Consider the following 21,892-nt stretch of genomic DNA (forward strand, 5'->3'; position numbering starts at 1 on the left):
AGTAAAAAGGAAAGAAGATACCTTCTTTCCTTTTGTTTTCCTATTTACATTTCTATTACTTCACCACTTCATTTATTATATCTATTAAATGATGAATCCCCTCATCATTTGTTTTCTTATATCCATTCATGTTTTGAATATATTTATCCTTATTTGTATACAACTTATTTACTGCATGTATAAATGTATTCGTACTTACTTTGTCTTGGAGTATAACTTCCGCATATCCTTGCCGTGAAAAATATTCAGCATTTAAAACTTGATCTCCTCTACTAGAACTGTTAGTTAACGGGATAAGCAACATCGGTTTCTTCAAAAATAACAATTCAGAAATAGCAGTAGAACCCGCTCTTGAAACTACAACACTTGCCATATTTAGTATATGCGGCAACTCATCGCCTATATATTCAAATTGCATATACCCCTCCGTGCCAATAGATGGGTCTATCTTCCCTTTACCACATATATGAATAATATTAAAGTTTAATAGTATTGTATCTAAACATTCCCTTACCATATCATTTATCCACTTAGCACCTTGACTCCCACCCATAATTAATAATACTGGTTTATCTTGCTGAAATTCACAATATCTTCTTCCTCGTAATACATTACCCTTCTCAATTTCTTCCCTTACAATTGGTCCTACATAAACCTTCTTCTCATTATTTACATTTTCTCCTGTCTGAGGAAATGTTGTGCATAGCTTTGTAGCAAAAGGTAATGCTATTTTGTTGGCAAGCCCTAATGTGCTATCTGGTTCACGTATAATTATAGGCACACGATTTAACCATGCTCCTATAGCTACAGGAACTGAAACAAATCCTCCTGCTGAAAAGATAACGTCAGGTTTTGTTTTCTTAATTAAATTATAACTTTGTAAACAACCGCGTATAATTTTAAAAGGATCTTTAAAATTCTCCCAATCCCAATATCTCCTAAGCTTGCCCGTTGAAACACTATTGTATTTAACATTTTGCACTAATGATTTTTCAATTCCATTTTTGGATCCAATATACTCGACTCTCCATCCTTTCTCTATAAATTTAGGAATTAATACAATATTAATCATAACGTGTCCGGCTGTACCGCCCCCAGTAAAAAGAATCGTTTTGCTCATAACTTATACCCACCTTTATTATTAAAAATCTAGCTTTCTCTTTACCTTTTAAATGTAAATAAACTTATTATTTTTTATATAAATCCTTAACTCCACCTCTATATCTTGTAAAAGATCGTTAATGAGTTCATAAAAATCATTTCCATACTCACTACACTCGTATTGAGCAAAGATTTGAATCACATACCTAGTTTCCGTCTCTAATGCTGACTTTATTCGATTAACCCTTTTTTCTTCTACATACGCTTGATATTTATGTATTGCCTCATAAATAAGCAATACATGCGCTTTTTCATCTCTCCAGTCCTGCGTATCAACAATTGAAAGATATAGCGTATTTTGATTATCTATTACTTCATAACCATTCATATATTTCTTACATCCTTTTTTGTTTTTCATTGCATGTAGATGTCACTACATTTCGCATACTCAAGTACATCTTTTAATGATTGATGAAATTCAATTTCTGGGATCCAACCTAACTTTTTTATTTCCTCTATTGCTAAACTCTCATTTGAGTCGCTCCCTTTTTTCTCTGTTTCCTCTATAAAAAAATTTAGCTGTGTTAATTCTTTATATTGTTCTAGTACATCTAATAAAGACCGTTTTACTCCTGATCCGATATTATATTGTTTTCCATTTATTCCATCTCGTAATAACACATGATACGCTTTGACCGCATCACGTACATCTACAAAATCTCTACTATCTTTCAAACTGTTTACTTCGATAATAGCTTTACTTGTACCTGATTCTATCTCTATCATTTTCTTTGCAAGAATCGAACAAATACCATTCGATACTCCTGGACCAATTAAATTTGAGGGCTTTGCAATGATAATATTTGAATCCATTAATCCTCCCCAAGCCTCTGCAATAATGACTTGCATCGTTTTACTTAAACTATATGGATTTGAAATTTTTATTTCGTTCATACTATTTGCTTGCAAAGCAGATCCTATAACTAATGTTCTACAATGCGAGGCTTCTTGCTTAATTGCTTCTAATAAATATAACGTTCCTATTACATTAATCTCTATATATTCAAGGGCAGCTGTCCAAGATTCTATGACCGAATTCCTTCCTGCTAAATGCAATACGTAGTCTGGCTTTATTTGTTTCATCACCTTCATTACTTCGCTCTTATTAGTTAAATTACAAGTAATACCATTTCTAATTTTTTCTCTATGTGCACGATTTTGAAACATAGGAATTACATGAAAGCCCTGCTCTAAAAAATAGTGGCAAGCATGGCGTCCTGTGAAACCATTTGCACCAGTTATCAAAAGGCTCGCATTTTTTTTCATCGCAAAAATCCTCCTTTTAATAGCATTTGTTTCACCTCATGTTTTTCAAGTAAGTCTTGTTGAGAACTAAAACTCTTCACATCCACTAGAGGATAGCTAGAATAATATTCTTGAAGTCCTTCTATAGGAATAGTCGGTAGTACCACAAAATAATTTTGATCAAAACTTATACTTGTTTTACTCTCTACCTCAGATAGAAGCATTTCACTTAATTTTTCACCCGGTCTTATCCCTACCTCTTTTACCTTAATGTTTTCTTTTCCCGAATCTTCAATTAATAATTCTGCTAAATCTGTTATTTTACATGCCGGCATTTTCATAACAAAGATTTCCCCGCCTCTACCTTGAGATACGGCTTTAAATAACAACCCAACAGCATCTTCAACTGTTAAGAAAAATCTAGTCATATTGGCATCGGTAATCCCTACTTGTGAAGATTTTTTAATTTGTTGTTTAAAAAGTGGTACTACACTTCCACTCGTTCCTAAAACATTTCCACCACGAATACAAATGAATTTTGTTTTCTTCGTTTGTATATTCGCATGAACCATTAATTTTTCACCAATTGCTTTTGTCATCCCATACGTATTTGATGGATCAGCTGCTTTATCCGTTGAAACATATATAACTTTTTCAACTTGCATCTGTATAGAGGCTTCAATTACATTTTGCGTACCATGTATATTGGTTTTTATAGCTTCATAAGGATAATACTCACATACTGGAACATGTTTTAAAGCTGCAAGATGGAACACATAATGTACATCTTGGCAAGCATAGACTAGTTGATCTTTATCACGAATATCTCCAATAATAAATTTTAACCTATCATCATTTATAAACTGTTGCTGCATTTCAAACTGAACCGTTTCATTTCTTGAAAAAACTCTAATTTCTTTCGGTGATTTTTCTAATAGTTGTTTTATAAGTTCATGCCCCCACGAACCTGTCCCACCAGTAATTAAAATTATTTTATTTAACATTCTTTTTCCTCCTACGAAACATCTCAATTTAAATAATATTTATTGAATTATTTTCAATTGATTCAAATCATAATCGTCGTTTGTTACATTTAATTGACAAAATAAAAAAACAGAAACTATTAAACATAGTTTCTGTTTTTCATTTCATCTCACAACAGTAAGATTTTTTATACGGTTTTCATGATAAATAAATTCCTTGTAAAAAACACCGCTCATTTATTTCTTATACTCGTAATAAAATAAATAGAATGATTCATAGCCAATAATCATGTTTAAATTTATGAAAAAGGGAGGTAACGGAATGGATCTAAGCAATTCAAATCATACATATAACGGACCTTCCAAAGCACTGCCCCTCTCCCTATTCGACGTAAAAAATGAATTAAAACAAAAAAGCAAGCTTATTCCTTCTGACACCATGTATAAATTAACGAAAGAAGAACAACTCATCATCAACAAAATAAAAATACAAACAGAACAACTAAATAAAAATAATGTTACAAGAACACGCGCATACTACCAATTTTACATTCAATATCCAGAAATACATTGGGCACTGCTTGGACATATGGTATCACGTAACGGCGGTTGGAATATGACTGATTTAAAGGGCGATTTATATACGAGAATTTTATCAGAAAAAGATCAATTCATATTTTTTTCTTTTTTAGAAAGAGGGAATTGGCTTATTTTCCAAGATGTATATCCTCAATTTTTACTTTACGAACAAAGTGTAAAGAGATCACAAAAGTTATTTCACCTTCTTTCTCACCTAAATGTTTCTACATTTATGGAAACGATGTGGAACCATTTTTGGAAAACAGGTAACAAAAAAACTTTAGCGATTGCAACTATTATTAATGAACAAAACTACTTAGAAAAAAGAGTGATTCAAAATGGACAATTTAAAAAGACTGTACTAAATAGTATTGGATTTAAACTCTTTGATTTCTTTCAGTTTAATCATATCCTTTTCCCATTCTACGAAAATGATAAGAAACAAAAAGTATTACTATTTGGTGATACAATGAAACATTTCACTTCCTTACATGAACGGATATTAATTGGAAAAAGATTGTACTCATTATTATTTCGAGATACACATATTTTATCTCAAATAATAAGCTGGGCTCAACACCATCCGCATACAGGATCTAGGAAAGATTACTGGCCCCATTTATTTTCGAGTGTAAATGAATCTTTTTCCCGTGAGTTTTATAAGCGCCGAATAAAGAAATGCCAGTTACGAAATGATGCTTATCGCATATACAGCCCTGCACTCATCTATGCATGGCGAGATATGAAGCATGAAGAAGTTGACAATAAAGATTGGTTTACTGATTGGCAAGTTGTAAATTACTTAGTTGATAAGGAGGAAAATATAAATGGACAAATTACAGAAGACTACTGCAAAACACTCGAAAAAATTGAACTCGCCATTCTCGCAAAGAAAAATGTCCTCCTCCGAGAAGAAGAATGAGTTTCTAGCATTAGTAGTTACAACCTTTCTCTCTTCTATTATTGGAACTTGCTTAGATGCCTTTTTTGTTAATAAACAAATATATTCCTTTCCGGCTAGGCCCTTCTCATCCACATTTTCGGTTAATATAGCTTTTACATTGTTCGTACTGCCGATTTTAACAGTTATCTTTATACACATTTCAAAAAAATTATCTAAGGTTTCTAGAATTTTATTTATTATTTCAATCGGTATTTGTGCTAGCCTTTTTGAGCAGATTGCTGAAAGTTTAGGTTTATTTGTACATAGTGCGAATTGGAACCATACATATTCTTTATTTGGTTATATGATTTTTCATTCTTTTATTTGGAACGTATATAATTGGATAAAAAAATAAAGAGACCATTATAGGTCCCTTCTTAAGCATACTCTTCCGTTATTGCTAATGGTGCCAATGTTTGAAGGCTTTTAGAGCGTAAACGATAGGCAACGACTTTCTTCTTATATTGCTTAATGACATCAACATGTTCCTCATAGCTATATAGAGAAAATCTAATCTCTTTATTCCCTTTCTTCGTATCAATGACTATTGGTATCCCTTCTCCGTGCGGTGGGAAATAATGTTTATCTAAAAACAAAGCCTCATTAAATTCATGAATAACTTGTAGTTTCATTTCTCCCTCTATATTTTTTCCATCTATCGATATAGAAGTATTTTCCGCCTCAAGCTTTTGATGCAATTCAAATTTACTAATAATTGATTCTACAACAGAAGTGGGCATGCTAGAAACTAATACTTTAATAGCTCCAAAAACAAATAATGTAACTATAAACCATGTTGTCATTGTTATCATCTCCATTACATTTAAAAAATAAATTTCGTTCCATACGGTATTAGTATACTAATGAGTATGCCAGTTACAATCACATATCCATATTATGAAATCTCATTTAGCGTGTCGGCAAACCGTTTAATTCCAATTTGAATTTGTTCTATATTCGCTCTACCAAACGTAAATCGTATATATTCATTTTTCGAACCTAAAACACTGCCCGGAACAAATGCGACACCATTCCGTATAGATTTACCTAATAAGTTATATTCATCAAACTTTCCTTTCACTTTACACCATACATGTATTCCACCCTCTGGCACGAAACATTCAACTCGGTCTCCCAATGTTCCTTCAAGCTCTGCAATTAATTCATCTCTTCTTTGCTTCAATTGTCCACGAAGTATCGTAATGTGTGTATGGAAATCCTTTGATTCTAAAAACTGATTTGCTACCCACTGCGTAAATACACTATGGCCAAAATCAACTTGTTGCTTTGCATCTGCTAAACGCTCAATTACGCGCGTAGGACCAATTACCCAGCCAATACGTAATCCTGATGCAACAATTTTTGATAATGAACTTATATAAAGAACATTCCCATTTTGATCCATTGATTTTAATGTCGGATTCACTTCTCCATTAAATGAAGTTAAACTATACGGATCATCTTCTACAATAGGTATACCAAATTCAGAAGACAGTTCTAAAATCTTTTTACGTCTCGCTAATGAAAGCACAGTTCCAGTTGGATTTTGATAATCTGGATTCAAAAACACCATACGAATGCGATGCTTTTTGTGCAAATCGATTAAGTCATCTGGATTCATTCCATGCTCATCAACAGGTAAATGAAATATGTTTAAACCGGCCGATTTAAACATTGGAAGCGAAAAACAATACGAAGGATCTTCAATCGCGATCGCATCGCCAGGTTTTAATAAACATTGAACGATAAGATTAAGCGCCTGTTGTGCTCCAGACGTAATAAGAATAGAGCTTGAATCTGCTTCAATTTGTTTATATTGCTGAACATGTGCTGAAATTGTTTTTCTCAACATCTCATTTCCAAGTGGATGGTCATAACCGAGGTTTTCCATAAATGTTTTCTCTGACAAAATTGTTCGAAATCTATCACTTGGAATTAATTCTGGTGACAGTTCACCACTTGCTAAATTAATTAAATCATCTTTTTGTGTTTCCGTTCGAATTTGTTGAACGAGTGGTACGTTAGGTAAGAATGATCCGTCCTCCACGTACCTACCCCAGTTCGGTATTCGTTTATGTGAGACACCCCATATGTCTGTATTGACCCGTGTTCCGCTTCCCTTTTGCCGTTCTACTACTCCAAGTGATTTTAATTCTTCATACGCAGCTACTATTGTACTCCGGTTCACCTGTAATTCCTTTGCTAACATACGCTCAGAAGGTAACTTACTATCAGAAGGAAATTCACCTGAAGAAATGCCTCTTTCAATATAATCAGCAATTTGTTTATATACAGGTGTCTTATCTGCACGATTTGGTTTCCATTCCATCTAGTTCCCTCCTTTCAAAACGAACTATCCTCATTTTTTACTAACAGTATTCACCGTAAAAATAGTATTAATTAGTCACATTTTCTTATCCGTAAATGGATATATCCAAAATAGTTCTCTTTCTGATTACTCGATAGCTTCTGAAATTCCAACTTCATACTCTCATTTCAGTTCTTTCACAAACTATCAAATCATTACCACATACCATGTTACCCCAACCAGTAGAACAAAAAGAAGAAGAATATAGATTGCAGATAAGTTTTTCACATTTCTCTTTGTAGACTTTCCATAATTATCCTCCACGTTTCTTGCAACTAGTACAGTCCCAAATAGCGATACAATTACAATAATAACGACTAGTGAAATTGCAAAACTCATTGTCTTTTCACCTCTCTAAGACCCATCTATTTTAATTAAAGAACTTACATAAAAACCTTCCTCTTTAAAACGTTGATAACATACTACCTTTCTTCTCTTATCATAATAGATGTTTGTAAAAATCGGACCAACCACTTTCGTGTTTTTTTGCTCATCCACTTTAAAAATAAAAAGCAACTGATCACTTAAGACCAATTGCTTTTTCGCAAGGTTAATTATATTCATTTTTCACTTGAAATTAATCCCATTTAAAAGTTTGATTTTTTCATAATGAAAAGTATCGTTCACACCATTTACAAAAAAGAACCTATGAAGGTCCTTTTTCGAATTGTACAACACAGCACTATGTTGAGTATCTTAAATTTTATACTAATGATAAAGTGAAACTTTAATCAGCCCTCACCAATCGGGCTTTTACGGGCAGCAGGCTCCTACCTAACTTCTTTGCTTCCTCTGAATTTTGAGGTAGGGGTCTTACTGCCCGGCAAATAGCGGGATAAATGTTAATAGACTTATTCTTCAATAATGAATTGTGAAATTAGCATTTCTAAATTTTCAACTTTCTTTTTCATTTCATTAGATTTCGTCGTTATTTCTTGAATCAATGTGGCTTGTGCTTGAATTGATTGTACCGTTCGATTCGTTTCTTGTGCGACTTGTGTTGCAGTTTCAGAAACTATTGACAAAGAGGCATTTACTTCTTCTGTCCCAGCAGACATTTCTTCTGTGGCAGCAGACACTTCTTCAATTTGGGTCGTTATTCTATTAATATCTTGCATAATAGATGAAAATGCGAGTTCTGCCTTATGCGCTGCTTCTTTACCACCACTAGCCTGTTGTTGACCTTTTTTCATTACATGAACTGTATCCTCTGTATCTTGATGTATAAAACGTATTAAATTATTTATATCATTTACAGATGTTTTAGATTTCTCAGCTAGACCTCTTACTTCAGCTGCAACTACTGCAAATCCTTTTCCATTTTCTCCAGCACGTGCTGCCTCAATTGCAGCATTTAAAGCAAGTAAATTCGTTTGTTCCGCAATATTAGTAATAACATCTAACGCTTCTTCAATTTGTTGTGTACGCGTAACAAGTCTATCAATGACCTTAGAAGTTTCTTCGACAACTTCATTCACGCTATTCATTTGATGAATAGATTGTTTTATAACTTCACTACCAGAATTTGCTTGATCTATTGTTGCAACAGCAACTTCAGCAACCATCGCTGAAGATTCAGCTACTGTTTGAACACCAGTTGCAATTTCTTCCATTGAAGTTGAACTTTCTTGAATACTAGTCACTTGTCCCTCTATTTCTTTATTTATTTCAGAAGTAGTTCGAACAACCTCGTTTGATATATGTGCTGCCGTTTTCGTCTCTTGTAGCATATTTTCAGTTGAAACAATCACTTCTTTCGCCGTAACCTTCACCTGACCGACTAATTGTTGCAAGTTATCTAACATACTATTAAAGGATTGTACAATATGGCCTAATTCGTTCTCGGATTTATAAGAAGTTCGAATTGTTAAATCTCCAGCAGATACTCGTTCCATATCTTTTTGTAATAATACAATTGGTTTTTTTATAGCATTTTTTGTTATAAAACCAATAAAAATGATTATTATGATTCCAACAAATGAAATAATTACAAATGTTATGATTGTATTTTTCACACTATTAACATTCTCTTTTTGTAGCTGTTCAGCAGCATTATTATTATATAAAATAAGTTCGCGAATAGACTGAATTGTTTTTTCCATATTAGGGTCAATTTCTTTTAAATAATAGCTATAGGCTTCTTCATTATTAGTCAGTCCCAAATCCTGTGCTTTTTTCATTTGTACTCTTAAATCTTTAAATTGACTTTGAAACGCATTATACAAATCTTTTTCTTTATGAGAACTAATTCTAGTTTCAAATTGTTTTAACAGCTCATCATTTTCTTTTCTAGTCTTATCCATTTCTATTATGAGTTCTTTCATTCTTTTTTCATCTTTCGATATCATAATCTCCATAAAATTCATATTAACATGGTAAAAATTTGATTCTACAATTCCTATCCATTCAATTGGTAATAGTCTTTCTTCATACATACTAGAAGATGCATTTTCACCTTTTTGAAGCCCTAAAAACCCGAGTGAAGATAACATAATACAAGCCAAACTCGATATAATGACTAACACATTTAATTTCGTTCCAATTTTACTATTTTTAATAAAAGACAACAAAATCACTCCATCTATATATTATATTTTACTTGTTTCATATTACAACAACAATCGACATTTATCGACATTTTTTTATTAATCTTATAATTATATTCGAAGAACTTGATTCTCATACTATCAAATACTAAAAAGTCTTATGGGAATCCCACAAGACTTTTAATAGAGTTATATTGTTTCTATGAAATTATGATAAAAATTAAAGCGACTTATTAGTTCTTATAACTTCTTGATAGAGAATCGGTGACCACTTATCACTAACATAATCTTGGATAACCCAACCAACTCTTTTTGGATTCTCTTGTTTAATATATGCCGCGATCTCGGGATTTATATAAGACGCATAATAATATGGACTGTTCCATGCTGTACCACCAGAAGACAAGCTTGTAAAATTAATATATAGATGATTTGAATCCTCGCTATTATTCATCGTTTCATTCATCGTATCTTTAATAGATTTTACTTTCTCATCATAACTCACTTTATATTTATCTTGTACTGTTACATTTACATTTTGATTTACAGTTGTGGTAAACGTCTCATTATCTGGCCAATAAAAATTATTATATCCTCCAGATTCATTACTACCACTATATCTTTTTAGTAGTACAATTTTCCCACGAGCATCTCCAAGTTTTATATTTCCTTCTGTTTTTAAAAAGATAGGATCAACAAAATAATTTTTTTCAAACGTACTACTAAATGGACCTTCTGCCCCTTTCATATCCTCATACTCTTTTTTTAAAGACATAATAATCGTTTCACTCGGGTTATCTTTTAAAAATTGTTTCGCTTCGTTTATGAATTCATGCAGTGTTACATAAAGATATAATGGCCCATGATGAAGAACTATCGTATTATCATCTGTTAAACGTCCTCTTATATCAAAAATGCGAGCTCCATGGTCCATTTGATAGCGAAAATCATATTCTTGCGTCATTCCCCATACTTGCTTAATCGGATTTTGCAACTTGAACGTTCCACTATCGTGTGTTCCTGGAATTGAAATTCGTGATAACGGGATATTATCAGGTATAGGTTGCATCCATTTTGACCAATTTTCAAGCTCATTAACAGAGCTAGCTGCAACTACTCTCTTATCATGTAAAACAAATACAAATGTGATAAATATTGTACTACATATGAATAATTTCAAAATTAACTTTTTATTGCTCATTATTATCCCTCTCTTTTTCTGTTTTTATATCAAACTTATTGAATATAATATAAGCTAGTTCATAAAAAATAAATAACATTTCATCAATATGAAATATTGCATAGAAGTAAAGTTAAAAAATCATTCACATATACTAAATTAGAAAAATTTAAAGGAACTTCATCTGAAGTTCCTTTTACTTATTTTATGTTCAATACGTATGAACCATCTTTATTCTCATATTTATAGACGTATAAATAATATTTACCTGGCTTTGCATTATAAGTTCCTTTAACTACATTTCCTTCATTTTCACCATATGCTACATAGTTATTTAAATCTGATTCATGATGAAGTACCCATGTCATTCCGATATTTTGTTCATTTAGTAGAGAAATATTAATATTTTCCGGCGATTCAATTTGGAAAGTAAAAACATCTACTCTATCACTATTATGTAGCGTTCCTTTCACCGGTGTATGAAAGTTAACTTTATTTGCCTGTCTAGGCTCATTATTTGGTTCATTTTCTGTTACTTGTAATTCATTCCCACCGTTTGGTTTTCTTTGTTCATAGCCTAAGTTTACTAGTATAGACTTCAAATCTGGTAAAACACCAATTTTATCTGCATATGGATCTTTAGATTTTGTTCCAGTGCTCTGGTTGCTTAATATTGCTCTTAGTTCACTAGGTCTATATGGTTGTCCTAAATTTTCTTTAGCAATACTTTGTACTAAAGTCGCTGCCCCAGCAATAATTGGCGAAGCACTAGATGTTCCGCTAAAGCTTGAAGTATAAAGATTTACAGCACTTCTACTTTGCTCGGCTGTAGTTGTATCTACATTTTCTCCCCATCCGTACACATCAATACGGCTTCCATAATTCGAAAACCACATACGTTCATGAGGGAAAGATGAAGAGCCAGCTCCTACCATAATTGCACCCGAATCTTTAAAATCTTTACTATTACGATTTAAGACTTGCTTACCTTTTCTATCTTTGAACTGGTCTAAATCATTCCACCCATTTGCTCCAGCCTCTATAATTACAATCCCCTTATCTGTACCAGCACGAATTGCATCAAAGATATCTGGCTGTACTTCAACAGGTAAATATTTATCACCATATCCATCGAAAGATGCTTGCGCCTCTAACAATAAAACATCCCCAGCTTCTAACTGATTTACAGCGCTTAATATTCCATCAGCCGTATTATACTGTCCGTTATCTCTTATTTGAGAGATAACCTTTGCTTTCGCTTTTGGCGCAATACCAATATTCCCAACTTCATTGTCCTCAGAGGATACAATTCCTAGTACAGACGTCCCATGACCGACATGCTGATCTATATTTCTTCCAGACATTAATTCAATTTTTTGATGTAATAAATCCTCATGATTTAATAACCATCCGTATTCCATATCAACAAAAGTGATACCATTTCCATTACCACCTTGAATTCCCCAGGCGAAAGGCGCATTAATACCGTATGGGGCCGCTTCAAGATAACCTTGTTTTTTAAATCTAGGATTGTTATTAGGATTAAGAGCTACACTTGATGATTGCACTTCAGGTGGCATTATTTTCTCTTGTTTCTTCATATACGCATCTTCTATTAAAGAAGATGCCTTTAACTTATCTACTATTTCTTCTTCATACCCACTATTTTGATTTTGAAGAATATAGTAGTTTAATAAACTTGTAGATACATGATTAGGTGCTTTCACTTCAAGGTTTTGTATTTGTTCCGGGCTTACAGATGTGAATAAACGAGTAAATGTTACATCTGGATATTCTGTCAAAAGATCTTTTATTACTTTATCATTCGTTTGAGATTGTATTTGTTTTTCAATACCATCTTCATATGGCAAATCCAAATCCGCTTTAAATTTCACAATGATTTGCTTATCTGTTTCTTGTTCTATCCCTGATTTAATCTGCTGTTCTATAGAATCAGCATGTACACTATTGATAGTACCTCCTGTTCCTAAAAGTGTTGTAATGATTACAGTTGACGCACACACTTTTTGAAATATCTTCATTACATTAATCCTCCTATTAATAATAATTAATCATTATATTAATATATAATGATTTTATTTCTATAACGTATTTCTTTTCTACTAAATAGATTATAGTAATCAGAAATATGAACTTCAATGTATTTTCATATGCAATATTTCATATTCGGACTCTACACTACACGCATATGAAACTTATAGTGATTATTTATTTTATATGTGCTAATATACTTACATTAATATATTACGCATATATACATTCCAAACTACATTACTTAATAGTTTCACCTTAATTTTTTCTTAGGAGGATTTACAATGAAATTACTAAAAATCAAACATATAATCCCTTTATCTGCGGCTGCAATTACATTCGTATGTAGTCAAAGTACAGCTGAAGCTTCTACCATTCATACAGTAAAAAAGAACGATACACTTTGGGGCATTAGCAAACAATACGGAGTTTCAATACAATCCATTAAACAGGCTAATAATAAAGGAAACGATCAAACATTTATTGGCGAACAGTTACATATTCCAGGGTCCGTGAAATCAAATGAAATCACTGTTCCTCAAAACGCCAAGCCTGCGAACATTTCTGGACAAATTATTTATCAAGTACAACCGGGAGATTCATTAGAATCGATAGCAAAGCGTTACAATGTCACTGTCCAATCTATAAAACAAATTAACAATACAGTCGGAAATAAGCTTTATACAGGACAACATTTAAAAATCAACTCAAGCATTTCACAAAAAGAAAAAGACTTAATGGCACGCTTAGTTACCGCTGAAGCAGGTGGCGAATCCTATAAAGGAAAAGTAGCAGTAGCGAAAGTTATACTAAATCGTGTGAATGCAAAAGGTTTTCCAAATACAATAACAGGCGTTATTTATGAACCTATTAAATACGGATATGCATTTACTCCTGTTACAGATGGAAGAATTAATCAGCCTGCAAGCGCAGAAGCAAAAATGGCTGTAGAAGAGGCTATCTCCACAAATGGAGTACATTCTGACTGGCTTTATTTCTACAATCCAAAAACATCAACAGACAAGTGGATTACGACACGTCAAACAGTAGCAGTAATCGGTAACCATGTTTTTGCTAAATAAGATTTAAAATCATTAACAGACCTCTTCACTTAAAAGGTCTGTTTTTTTCTATGTAAAATGTTATTAATCATATGACATAGTTATTTTTTAAACTGTTTCTTCTTTCAAATAAAAATTTTTGTATTTACTCCACCACTCGTAGAAATTAATAAAGCATCAAGTTCAAAAACTCTCACTTTATTAATAAAAGCTATTTCTTAACTTCATAAAATTGTTATACACTAGAAAAATAAAAAACAAACTATTCGTTAGCAGGTGGAAGAATATGTATGATGTTACGATTATCGGCGCTGGAGTAAGTAGCATTTTTATGGCTTATTCACTAGCTAAAAGTAACAAAAAAGTTTTAATTCTTGATAAAGGTAAAGCGCTAGAAGAACGCCATTGTCCGTTAGACGAAGGAAAGGCGTGTAATTGTACTACATGTGATAAATATTTCGGGTTTGGTGGTTTAGGAAAATCTGAAGGGAAATTTAATTATACAAACGGATTTGGCGGAGAACTTGAGCAAAAAGTCGGTAAAGAGGGCTTTATACAACTCATGGCTGAAGTAGATGAAATTCTATGTCAGTTTGGTGGAAGTTCGGTTTCAAAATATTCTACTGAAAATTCAAGTCTCACTAAGAGAGCTGAAGCGTGTGGTTTACAAATACTAACAACAGAAGTAAGACATCTTGGTACTACACTTTCCAGTAATATTTTTCAGCAGCTCTATGACTTTTTACTTACGAAAATAAAGATCCAATTTCATATAGATGTACAACATATTCTGAAACAGGAAGATTATTTTACAATAGAGACAAATCAAGGAACAGTTCAAACTAAGCAACTAGTATTTGCAACTGGGCGCTCTGGGGCCGATTGGTTAAAAGAAATGTGCAGTTCCCTAAATATTTCTCAGAAGCAAACACGTGTAGATTTAGGAATTAGAGTAGAAATGAAAGAACATCAATTACGTTCTATATTAAAAGATACTTTTGAAACAAAACTTTCTTATCAAGGTGAGCATTTCACAGCAACTACTTACTGTATGAATCCAAAGGGACGCATCATTCGAAAGTACGAAGAAGGTTTAGTTATGCCTGACGGTCAAAATTTTCGAGAACACGGAACTGGCACTTCTAACCTAAATTTCACTTTATTTATTCCTCGCTATTTTCCAACTCTCAAAGAAGCAAATGTATACGCAAGTTCAATTATTAAAGGCATTAACCAAGGACGAGATCGGATTGTTATACAGCGCTTAGAGGACTTACTAAAGAAACAACCTACGGTGGAAAACAGCATGGAACATAATCGTATACAGCCTACACTACAGGGGGATTATGGAGATTTGAATCAAGAAATCCGTCAATTATATATTGAAGGGCTCAAAGAATTTTTATTCCGTTTAGAACAATTTATACAAGAGCCTATCGATCAACATACTTTACTATATGGAATTGATGGAAAGTTCTATGCTCCTACGATAAGAATTAATAATCATTTTGAAACTAGTATACATGGGCTATTTTTAATTGGAGATTGTTCAGGCGTTACGCATTCATTATCTCAAGCAGCTGCAAGTGGTCTGTATGTTGGAAAGTACTTATCTGACATTTAATTTCTATCATTAAAATGTCAGTCAAATATTTTCAATTTCAAAACACTTTACTTACATATAGTAAAAGTATATTAATAAGCCCCCTATCCTTCCCGGCTAATGATTAACCGACAAAAAATCGGGATTTTACAAAATACATGTGTAATATAACTGTATAATTAAAACGATTGGCATTCAATTCTAATAAATTGAATGTCAACAGTTTTAAAAGTCTCTATCCATTTTCACCTTTATTTGTTCGATATTTTGTAACATCATCATAGTGTTTAATATGGTAGGATGTCTATAAGTCAATTTCACTACAACTATGACTTGTTCTGCCCGTTTCTCAAAAAGAGTTATATTTATGCTACTACGCTTTAAAAATCCCCATTGTATATATATGAATACTTCAAATTATTCCCTTTAGAAAACAAAGTCTAAATGGTTCATTACACTCTAATAGTTATAAAAACATAATATATAACTTTAGTTAAATAAATTATATAAAGAAGGTGTAAAAATGAATAACAAAATAAATTTACAAATGCAAAATATAAGTTTTGTTATAATAATGGCTTTAGCAGTATGGTTAAAAACATATCTTATTACGCGATTCAGTTTTGATTTAAAAATCGAGTCTTCAACGCAAGAGCTCATTTTGTTTATTAGCCCTCTAGCCGCATCATTAGCATTTATTGGATTAGCATTATTTGCAACTGGTGAAAAGCGAAATTATATAGCGCTCTGTATTAATTTCTTATTAACAATCGTGCTTGTTGGAAATGTAATGTTCTATGATTTTTATAGTGATTTCGTTACATTACCAGTACTTGGACAAACCTCAAACTTTGGCCAATTAGGCGCCAGTATTATAGAAATATTAAACTACAAAATTATACTCGCATTCGTAGACATTGTTTTCTTCTTTATTCTATTAAAAAAGAAATCATTGGTCTTTAAAACAGAACGTGTAACTCATTCTACGCGCTTGTTATACTTTCTTTTAACGATTGGTGTATTCTTTGCAAATCTACATCTTGCAGAAAAAGAGCGCCCTGAATTATTAACAAGATCATTCGACCGAGTCATGCTTGTCAAAAATTTAGGCTTATATACTCACCAAGTATACGACTTAACACTGCAAGTAAAAGCTGGGTCACAAAAAGCACTTGCTGATAGTAGTAAATTACAAGAAACTGAAAACTACGTAAAAGCAAACCAAAGCGAGCCAAACCCTAATATGTTTGGTGCAGCGAAAGGAAAAAACGTAATTGTCGTCACTCTTGAATCCTTGCAGACCTTCTTAATAGGCGCATCAGTGAACGGGCAAGAAGTTACACCATTCCTAAATGAATTCATAAATGAAAGTTATTACTTTGATAACTTTTTCCATCAAACTGGTCAAGGGAAAACATCTGATTCTGAATTTCTAATCGATACGTCGTTGTATCCATTAAATCGAGGAGCTGTATTCTTTACACACGGTAACAATGATTATACTGCAACTCCAGAAATTTTACGTCAGCAAGGTTATTTCACTTCTGTATTTCATGCGAATAACGCAACATTTTGGAATCGTAATATTATGTACTCCGCTCTTGGTTATGACCGTTACTATAATGAACTTGATTACAAAATCACGCCAGAAACAAATTTAAATTGGGGATTAAAAGATATCGAATACTTTGATCAATCAGTAGATATATTAAAAACTGTTAATCAACCATTCTATGCTCGTTTCCTTACTTTAACAAACCATTATCCATTTACGTATGATGAAGATACAAAATTCATTGAACCATACAACTCTGGTAATGGCGTATTTGATCGTTACATCGTAACAGCACGTTACTTAGACGAATCCATAAAAAAATTTATTGAACGTCTAAAGGCCGAGGGGCTTTACGATAATTCTATTATTGTGTTATACGGTGATCATTATGGCATTTCCGAAAAACATAATCGTGCAATGGCACAGTTTTTAGAAAAAGATCAAATAACAGAATTTGACACTTTAAATTTACAACGTACACCTTTATATATTCATATTCCTGGACAAACAGAAGGTCAAACTATTTCAAAGCCTACGGGACAAATCGATATGAAGCCTACTATTCTAAATTTATTAGGTGTTGATTTTACGAATGATATCCGTTTTGGCCATGATATGTTTTCAGATGAATATACTGGCTTTGTTGTTTTACGTGATGGTAGCTTCGTTACAGATAAGTATGCATACAAAAACAACACTTTCTACGACCGTATAACGGGTGAAATTGTGGATTTACCAAAAAAAGAAGCTCAAGCCCTCATTAAACGTGCACAAAATGAATTACGAATGTCTGACAAAATTATTGAAGGCGATTTATTACGTTTCTCAGAAAGCAATAAAATTAAAACTGGCGAAGTACAAACTAAAATTAAAGAAACAGAAAAATAATCTATATGAAAAAGGAGCAACTTATTACAGTTGCTCCCTTTTACTTTTATTCTACACTTGTTTCTAAAGCTACATCTGTATAGGTATTATCATTACCTATATTTAAAATTACTTCACATTGACGCAATCTCAATTCAAAGAGCATGATAGAATCATGATAAACTTCAGGATTTGATTTCATTTTATGTAACATCTCTTGTTTTTCTTGTATTTCTAATTGCGTATTTTCTACAGCTTGCTTTAAGGAGTTAAATGAATTCCTAAAGAATATATTAATATCTCGCTCTTGTGTGTTTTCAAACAGCTCAAATTGCAAGAAAAATTTCTTCATAATAGAAGCCGTTACTTCAGTATAATCTTCATTTTCTACATACTGTTTATATTTGTTATATAGCATAGATTTATTTTTAGGAAGAACTCCAAATAATTTACCGGCACTTTTTAGTAAAAATTGTGCTGGCGTAAATCGACGTAAAATATTTACTTCATCCATTTGTATTCTAGTCGTCATCCTGTCAGTATCTCTGCGCCAGTCATCAAGCACTTTAAAGTCACATTCTAACTGTATTTTATTTTCTCCAAATAGTGAATTAAGCCCTTCACTAAGTTCTTCTAAATACGTTTGACTTTGAAGAAGCTCATTATTAGAAGTTGCAATCCAATTTTGCATAGAAAGAGCAAGATTAGGTAATACAGTTTGTTCTAAATATTTATGCACTCTTTCATTCATTGCTTTATTTAGTTCCGTATCCATGTGTCCGAAATCACTTTCTTCACTAATTAAATTAGAACAGCTCTTTAATATCTTCGGAATATTTTCGGTAAGATCATTTGTAATTTCAGTCTTCATTGAACGATATGATTGTGTAATGAAATGAATTTTTTCCCTCTCAAATGTAGTAAGGTTATTAATGCTACCGTTTAGTTTCACTAGCATATCTTCATTCCAATTAATCGCATCCACTAAATTATTTTCTTTCTCAACGCGTTTATCCAAAAGATATGTAATTGTTTTTCGAATGAAGAACAATAGCTTTTCAGTACGTTCTGCATCCATATTTTTATGATTAAAGTTAAAATGAATAAACTTAGTTAAATCATTTAATTGTTGACTACTTGTATATAGCGAAGAGTAAGGGAAAATTCTCGCTTGCGGGAAATATGTGTTTATTCTCGCTTGCGTATCATATAATACTCTTTTCACTTCTGCTTCACTGTATATGTTATCGATTTTATTTAATAAGAAATGAATTTGTAAATTTGGTGTATGTTCTTGAATGCTTAATAGAATGTCACGTTCTTTGTCAGTAAAAGGTGAATCCGCATTCAATACGAATAGTAATTCGTCTACAGAATTCAAATATTCGAATATTTCATCTCTAGTGTCGTTATTCCTATTAAAGCCAGGTGTCACTACAAATGTAAGTTTATTTTCATTTAAAAATCTGCATGGTAATTTAAATTCAACACATGCTCTATCTCTATATGTTTGATGGTGTTGAGACATCATATTATAGTAATCAGAGACATCTTCCGTTGTTGTAATTGCAGAGTCTGTTATGGCATTAATTTCTGTATGAGCATCATTTTTTAAAACTACTACATTTGAAATTGATTTTTCTAATATATTTTCTCCTAATATAGAGTTAATAAATGTAGTTTTTCCGTTCCCTGAAGTTCCTGTTACTAAAATACGATTTGTTCTTAAATCTGCGAGCTCGTCAACTAACCATTTAAATCGGTGACCTATTTCTATATTCTGCTTTTGTGCCCACTGTGTAATAGATTCAAAAAGGTGTAAGCTGTACTCTAAGCCATTTACATGATTAATAGAATGTGACAGTAAGTTTTCCGCATGTTCTATATTTGCTGAATCTATTTTGGAAGGGAAAATCTCATCCCATGCCAATACAGCTGCAGATGGAAATACAGCATAAGATGGATTGACTACCTTTAACCAGTTTGCTAACAGATTTGGTATGATATCGTTTAATTGTCTAAGCGTATATTGACCTTGAATTAATGCAAAGTACGTTTCTTCGTAAAGTGCAGAAACTTTGTTCCATATATCAGACGATTGTATTTCAATATGTAAGAAAAATTCATTTATTGTATTAAGCCATAATAAGTAATTTTGTTCATTTCTATAACTGTTCCAAAGTGATGAAACCATTTGCGTAAATTGTACTTGATCTACATTATTTAATGTAACTAATGCATCATAAAAATAATCTGGTGAAATATGTTTAGTAAATCCTTTATCGATATATCCTTTTAACACCTCAAACCACGGATACGATTCTATTCGAATTAACTCATTCACAGCAAGCTCTACTGCACTATCAAAATCTTGTTGTTCCTCATAAAAGGAACGGGCAATTTTTGTTACGTTCGGATAATCAGGATTTAAAGAAACTGCTTCTTTAATAACACCGAAAGCTGAGTCAAAATTATTTTGCTCAATGTAAAGAGAAAGTAATTGTAGCCTAATTTCGGTCATCAATATTTTATTATCAGTAGTAATAGAAGTATAAATGTTTTCAGCAAATGATAACTGATTAAGTTCAAAATAAGCATCCGCAATATTTTTTTGTGCCCATGGTGCTAATTCATTACTAACCTTCTCCCATTTAAAAATAGCTGCTTCAAAATCTTGATGACGATAATAAAATTCACCTTGCGCAAAACGAATATAAGACCCATCAGAAATCTCATTTTTTTCTTCGTTTACATAAGCTTGTCCAAGTACGTCAAGAGTTGGCTTTGTTTCATTCTCCATTAGGAATGTCTCATAATACATCTTTTTTATTAATTGTTTTTCTAATCTCATCTTTTCCCCCACTATATCTTGAAAATACATTTTTAAGATATATCAGTACTTTTTGTATGTATGCTTTTTATCTTAACAAAGAATATCTTTTGGAAAATTTCATTTTCCTTTCATTTTTCAAGTTAGATTGAATTTTTATGAGAAAAATTTCAGTTTTTTTTCAATTCCCTTTCAGTTATGAAACAGCATTAAATGTTCCTAATAACCTAATAACACTATAATATTCCACATTATATTATCAGGAAAACCCCATATAAACCATATTATAAAAACAATCTATAACGAATTTATATGCATAATTCACTGTGCTGTCAAACAAAAAAACAACAATAGGAGCCAACATCTATTCATACCATTTCTTTCTCAAATTGTTTTCCTTTAAAATGTTTCAGTAGTTATGTAATTAAATTCCATTAACCTATATAAATAACTAGTCCAAAAAAAATCTATATGCATATCATGTTATAGTAAAGAATTTAGGAAATCCTAAAAGGAGGCATTTTCATGTTTGAAGATAAATCTAAAATAAACTACCCATATGAATTTACTGAAACTACAACAGTTCCTCTAAAGAACCCCATTGATAAAAAATTCAAGAACGGCTCTGGTACACATACTTTCCCAATTAAGAAGCATTATAAAGAGCAAGTTCTATACACTGAAAAAATCAATAATAATAAAAATAAATAATTGTATAGACCCTTATAACAATTAGCCAAATAAGAAGCAACATTTAACCATGCATAGTTATTTGGTTAGTAATGTAGAAATCTTTATTAGACAATTCATGCACCTTTTAAAAAGTGCTGTATACAGCGCTTTTTTATACATAGATAAATTTAAGCTAACGCAACCAAGAAATAAACTGTAAAATTACTCCACCATATTTTCGTTTAAC

The 21,892-nt window shown here is 32.0% G+C and carries 17 protein-coding genes; 6 read left to right on the forward strand and 11 right to left on the reverse strand.

From position 1 onward, the window contains the following. Positions 1-55: 55 nt before the first annotated feature. Genes CGQ22_RS26180 through CGQ22_RS26195 form a run of 4 tightly spaced genes read right to left on the reverse strand, consistent with a single transcriptional unit; the run spans position 56 to position 3,410 of the window. Positions 56-1,120 (reverse strand): undecaprenyldiphospho-muramoylpentapeptide beta-N-acetylglucosaminyltransferase, encoded by a 1,065-nt coding sequence (locus CGQ22_RS26180; RefSeq protein ID WP_000047557.1) that lies wholly within the window; start codon positions 1,118-1,120, stop codon positions 56-58. Positions 1,121-1,168: 48 nt separating this feature from the next. Beyond that, complete coding sequence (locus tag CGQ22_RS26185) at positions 1,169-1,519, reverse strand: DUF6572 domain-containing protein (protein ID WP_074593605.1); 351 nt, start codon at positions 1,517-1,519, stop codon at positions 1,169-1,171. After that, the gene (locus CGQ22_RS26190) at positions 1,516-2,427 is read right to left on the reverse strand and encodes an SDR family oxidoreductase (RefSeq protein WP_000739081.1); all 912 of its coding nucleotides are present in this window, start codon (positions 2,425-2,427) and stop codon (positions 1,516-1,518) included. Before CGQ22_RS26190 ends, CGQ22_RS26185 begins: the two co-directional genes overlap by 4 nt. Continuing rightward, entirely contained in the window at positions 2,424-3,410 is a 987-nt protein-coding gene (locus tag CGQ22_RS26195) for a UDP-N-acetylglucosamine 4,6-dehydratase family protein (protein ID WP_000932600.1), read from the reverse strand. Before CGQ22_RS26195 ends, CGQ22_RS26190 begins: the two co-directional genes overlap by 4 nt. Before the next feature lie 301 nt (positions 3,411-3,711). Between CGQ22_RS26195 and CGQ22_RS26200 the strand changes: the two genes are divergently transcribed. Both CGQ22_RS26200 and CGQ22_RS26205 read left to right on the forward strand, forming a co-directional pair. Then, positions 3,712-4,890, forward strand: a complete 1,179-nt coding sequence (locus tag CGQ22_RS26200; RefSeq protein WP_000366099.1) for a DUF2515 domain-containing protein — start codon at positions 3,712-3,714, stop codon at positions 4,888-4,890. Beyond that, entirely contained in the window at positions 4,865-5,266 is a 402-nt protein-coding gene (locus CGQ22_RS26205) for a CBO0543 family protein (RefSeq protein WP_033672769.1), read from the forward strand. The genes CGQ22_RS26200 and CGQ22_RS26205 overlap by 26 nt, the downstream gene beginning before the upstream one ends. A 22-nt stretch (positions 5,267-5,288) precedes the next feature. On the opposite strand, the gene CGQ22_RS26210 is transcribed toward CGQ22_RS26205, so the two are convergent. From CGQ22_RS26210 to CGQ22_RS26240, 6 genes are all read right to left on the reverse strand, one after another. Beyond that, complete coding sequence (locus tag CGQ22_RS26210; RefSeq protein ID WP_000214631.1) at positions 5,289-5,714, reverse strand: YfmQ family protein; 426 nt, start codon at positions 5,712-5,714, stop codon at positions 5,289-5,291. 92 nt (positions 5,715-5,806) lie between these two features. Beyond that, complete coding sequence (pdxR, locus tag CGQ22_RS26215; RefSeq protein WP_074593601.1) at positions 5,807-7,240, reverse strand: MocR-like pyridoxine biosynthesis transcription factor PdxR; 1,434 nt, start codon at positions 7,238-7,240, stop codon at positions 5,807-5,809. Positions 7,241-7,426: 186 nt separating this feature from the next. Then, entirely contained in the window at positions 7,427-7,618 is a 192-nt protein-coding gene (locus CGQ22_RS26220; RefSeq protein ID WP_000006453.1) for a hypothetical protein, read from the reverse strand. Between the two features lie 512 nt (positions 7,619-8,130). Next, complete coding sequence (locus CGQ22_RS26230; RefSeq protein WP_089149558.1) at positions 8,131-9,846, reverse strand: methyl-accepting chemotaxis protein; 1,716 nt, start codon at positions 9,844-9,846, stop codon at positions 8,131-8,133. A 199-nt stretch (positions 9,847-10,045) separates the two neighbouring features. Next, complete coding sequence (plcA, locus tag CGQ22_RS26235) at positions 10,046-11,026, reverse strand: phosphatidylinositol diacylglycerol-lyase (RefSeq protein ID WP_000066300.1); 981 nt, start codon at positions 11,024-11,026, stop codon at positions 10,046-10,048. A 179-nt stretch (positions 11,027-11,205) separates the two neighbouring features. Next, positions 11,206-13,047, reverse strand: coding sequence for a S8 family peptidase (locus CGQ22_RS26240; protein WP_000689215.1), 1,842 nt, complete (start codon positions 13,045-13,047; stop codon positions 11,206-11,208). A gap of 294 nt (positions 13,048-13,341) precedes the next feature. On the opposite strand from CGQ22_RS26240, the gene CGQ22_RS26245 reads away from it, so the two are divergent. From CGQ22_RS26245 to CGQ22_RS26260, 3 genes are all read left to right on the forward strand, one after another. Next, positions 13,342-14,139: a cell wall hydrolase gene (locus CGQ22_RS26245; RefSeq protein ID WP_000771012.1), complete on the forward strand. Its 798-nt coding sequence runs from the start codon at positions 13,342-13,344 to the stop codon at positions 14,137-14,139. Between the two features lie 265 nt (positions 14,140-14,404). Further along, complete coding sequence (locus tag CGQ22_RS26250) at positions 14,405-15,742, forward strand: NAD(P)/FAD-dependent oxidoreductase (RefSeq protein WP_089149559.1); 1,338 nt, start codon at positions 14,405-14,407, stop codon at positions 15,740-15,742. Positions 15,743-16,244: 502 nt separating this feature from the next. Beyond that, positions 16,245-18,164, forward strand: a complete 1,920-nt coding sequence (locus tag CGQ22_RS26260) for an LTA synthase family protein (protein WP_001060334.1) — start codon at positions 16,245-16,247, stop codon at positions 18,162-18,164. A gap of 46 nt (positions 18,165-18,210) precedes the next feature. On the opposite strand, the gene CGQ22_RS26265 is transcribed toward CGQ22_RS26260, so the two are convergent. Then, complete coding sequence (locus CGQ22_RS26265) at positions 18,211-20,994, reverse strand: dynamin family protein (protein ID WP_089149560.1); 2,784 nt, start codon at positions 20,992-20,994, stop codon at positions 18,211-18,213. 504 nt (positions 20,995-21,498) lie between these two features. Here CGQ22_RS26265 and CGQ22_RS26270 point away from each other — a divergent pair. Further along, the gene (locus CGQ22_RS26270) at positions 21,499-21,684 is read left to right on the forward strand and encodes a hypothetical protein (protein ID WP_000461135.1); all 186 of its coding nucleotides are present in this window, start codon (positions 21,499-21,501) and stop codon (positions 21,682-21,684) included. Positions 21,685-21,892: the final 208 nt, after the last annotated feature.

It is taken from the genome of Bacillus sp. M13(2017), assembly GCF_002218325.1.
GTDB classification, from domain to species: Bacteria; Bacillota; Bacilli; order Bacillales; family Bacillaceae_G; genus Bacillus_A; species Bacillus_A thuringiensis_K.

Excerpts from the sequence above, each read along its gene's own strand:
- CGQ22_RS26180 (WP_000047557.1), bottom strand. The coding sequence starts at position 1,120 with ATGAGCAAAACGATTCTTTTTACTGGGGGCGGTACAGCCGGACACGTT.
- CGQ22_RS26185 (WP_074593605.1), bottom strand. The coding sequence starts at position 1,519 with ATGAAAAACAAAAAAGGATGTAAGAAATATATGAATGGTTATGAAGTA.
- CGQ22_RS26190 (WP_000739081.1), bottom strand. The coding sequence starts at position 2,427 with ATGAAAAAAAATGCGAGCCTTTTGATAACTGGTGCAAATGGTTTCACA.
- CGQ22_RS26195 (WP_000932600.1), bottom strand. The coding sequence starts at position 3,410 with ATGTTAAATAAAATAATTTTAATTACTGGTGGGACAGGTTCGTGGGGG.
- CGQ22_RS26200 (WP_000366099.1), top strand. The coding sequence starts at position 3,712 with ATGGATCTAAGCAATTCAAATCATACATATAACGGACCTTCCAAAGCA.
- CGQ22_RS26205 (WP_033672769.1), top strand. The coding sequence starts at position 4,865 with ATGTCCTCCTCCGAGAAGAAGAATGAGTTTCTAGCATTAGTAGTTACA.
- CGQ22_RS26210 (WP_000214631.1), bottom strand. The coding sequence starts at position 5,714 with ATGACAACATGGTTTATAGTTACATTATTTGTTTTTGGAGCTATTAAA.
- pdxR (WP_074593601.1), bottom strand. The coding sequence starts at position 7,240 with ATGGAATGGAAACCAAATCGTGCAGATAAGACACCTGTATATAAACAA.
- CGQ22_RS26220 (WP_000006453.1), bottom strand. The coding sequence starts at position 7,618 with ATGAGTTTTGCAATTTCACTAGTCGTTATTATTGTAATTGTATCGCTA.
- plcA (WP_000066300.1), bottom strand. The coding sequence starts at position 11,026 with ATGAGCAATAAAAAGTTAATTTTGAAATTATTCATATGTAGTACAATA.
- CGQ22_RS26240 (WP_000689215.1), bottom strand. The coding sequence starts at position 13,047 with ATGAAGATATTTCAAAAAGTGTGTGCGTCAACTGTAATCATTACAACA.
- CGQ22_RS26245 (WP_000771012.1), top strand. The coding sequence starts at position 13,342 with ATGAAATTACTAAAAATCAAACATATAATCCCTTTATCTGCGGCTGCA.
- CGQ22_RS26250 (WP_089149559.1), top strand. The coding sequence starts at position 14,405 with ATGTATGATGTTACGATTATCGGCGCTGGAGTAAGTAGCATTTTTATG.
- CGQ22_RS26260 (WP_001060334.1), top strand. The coding sequence starts at position 16,245 with ATGAATAACAAAATAAATTTACAAATGCAAAATATAAGTTTTGTTATA.
- CGQ22_RS26265 (WP_089149560.1), bottom strand. The coding sequence starts at position 20,994 with ATGAGATTAGAAAAACAATTAATAAAAAAGATGTATTATGAGACATTC.
- CGQ22_RS26270 (WP_000461135.1), top strand. The coding sequence starts at position 21,499 with ATGTTTGAAGATAAATCTAAAATAAACTACCCATATGAATTTACTGAA.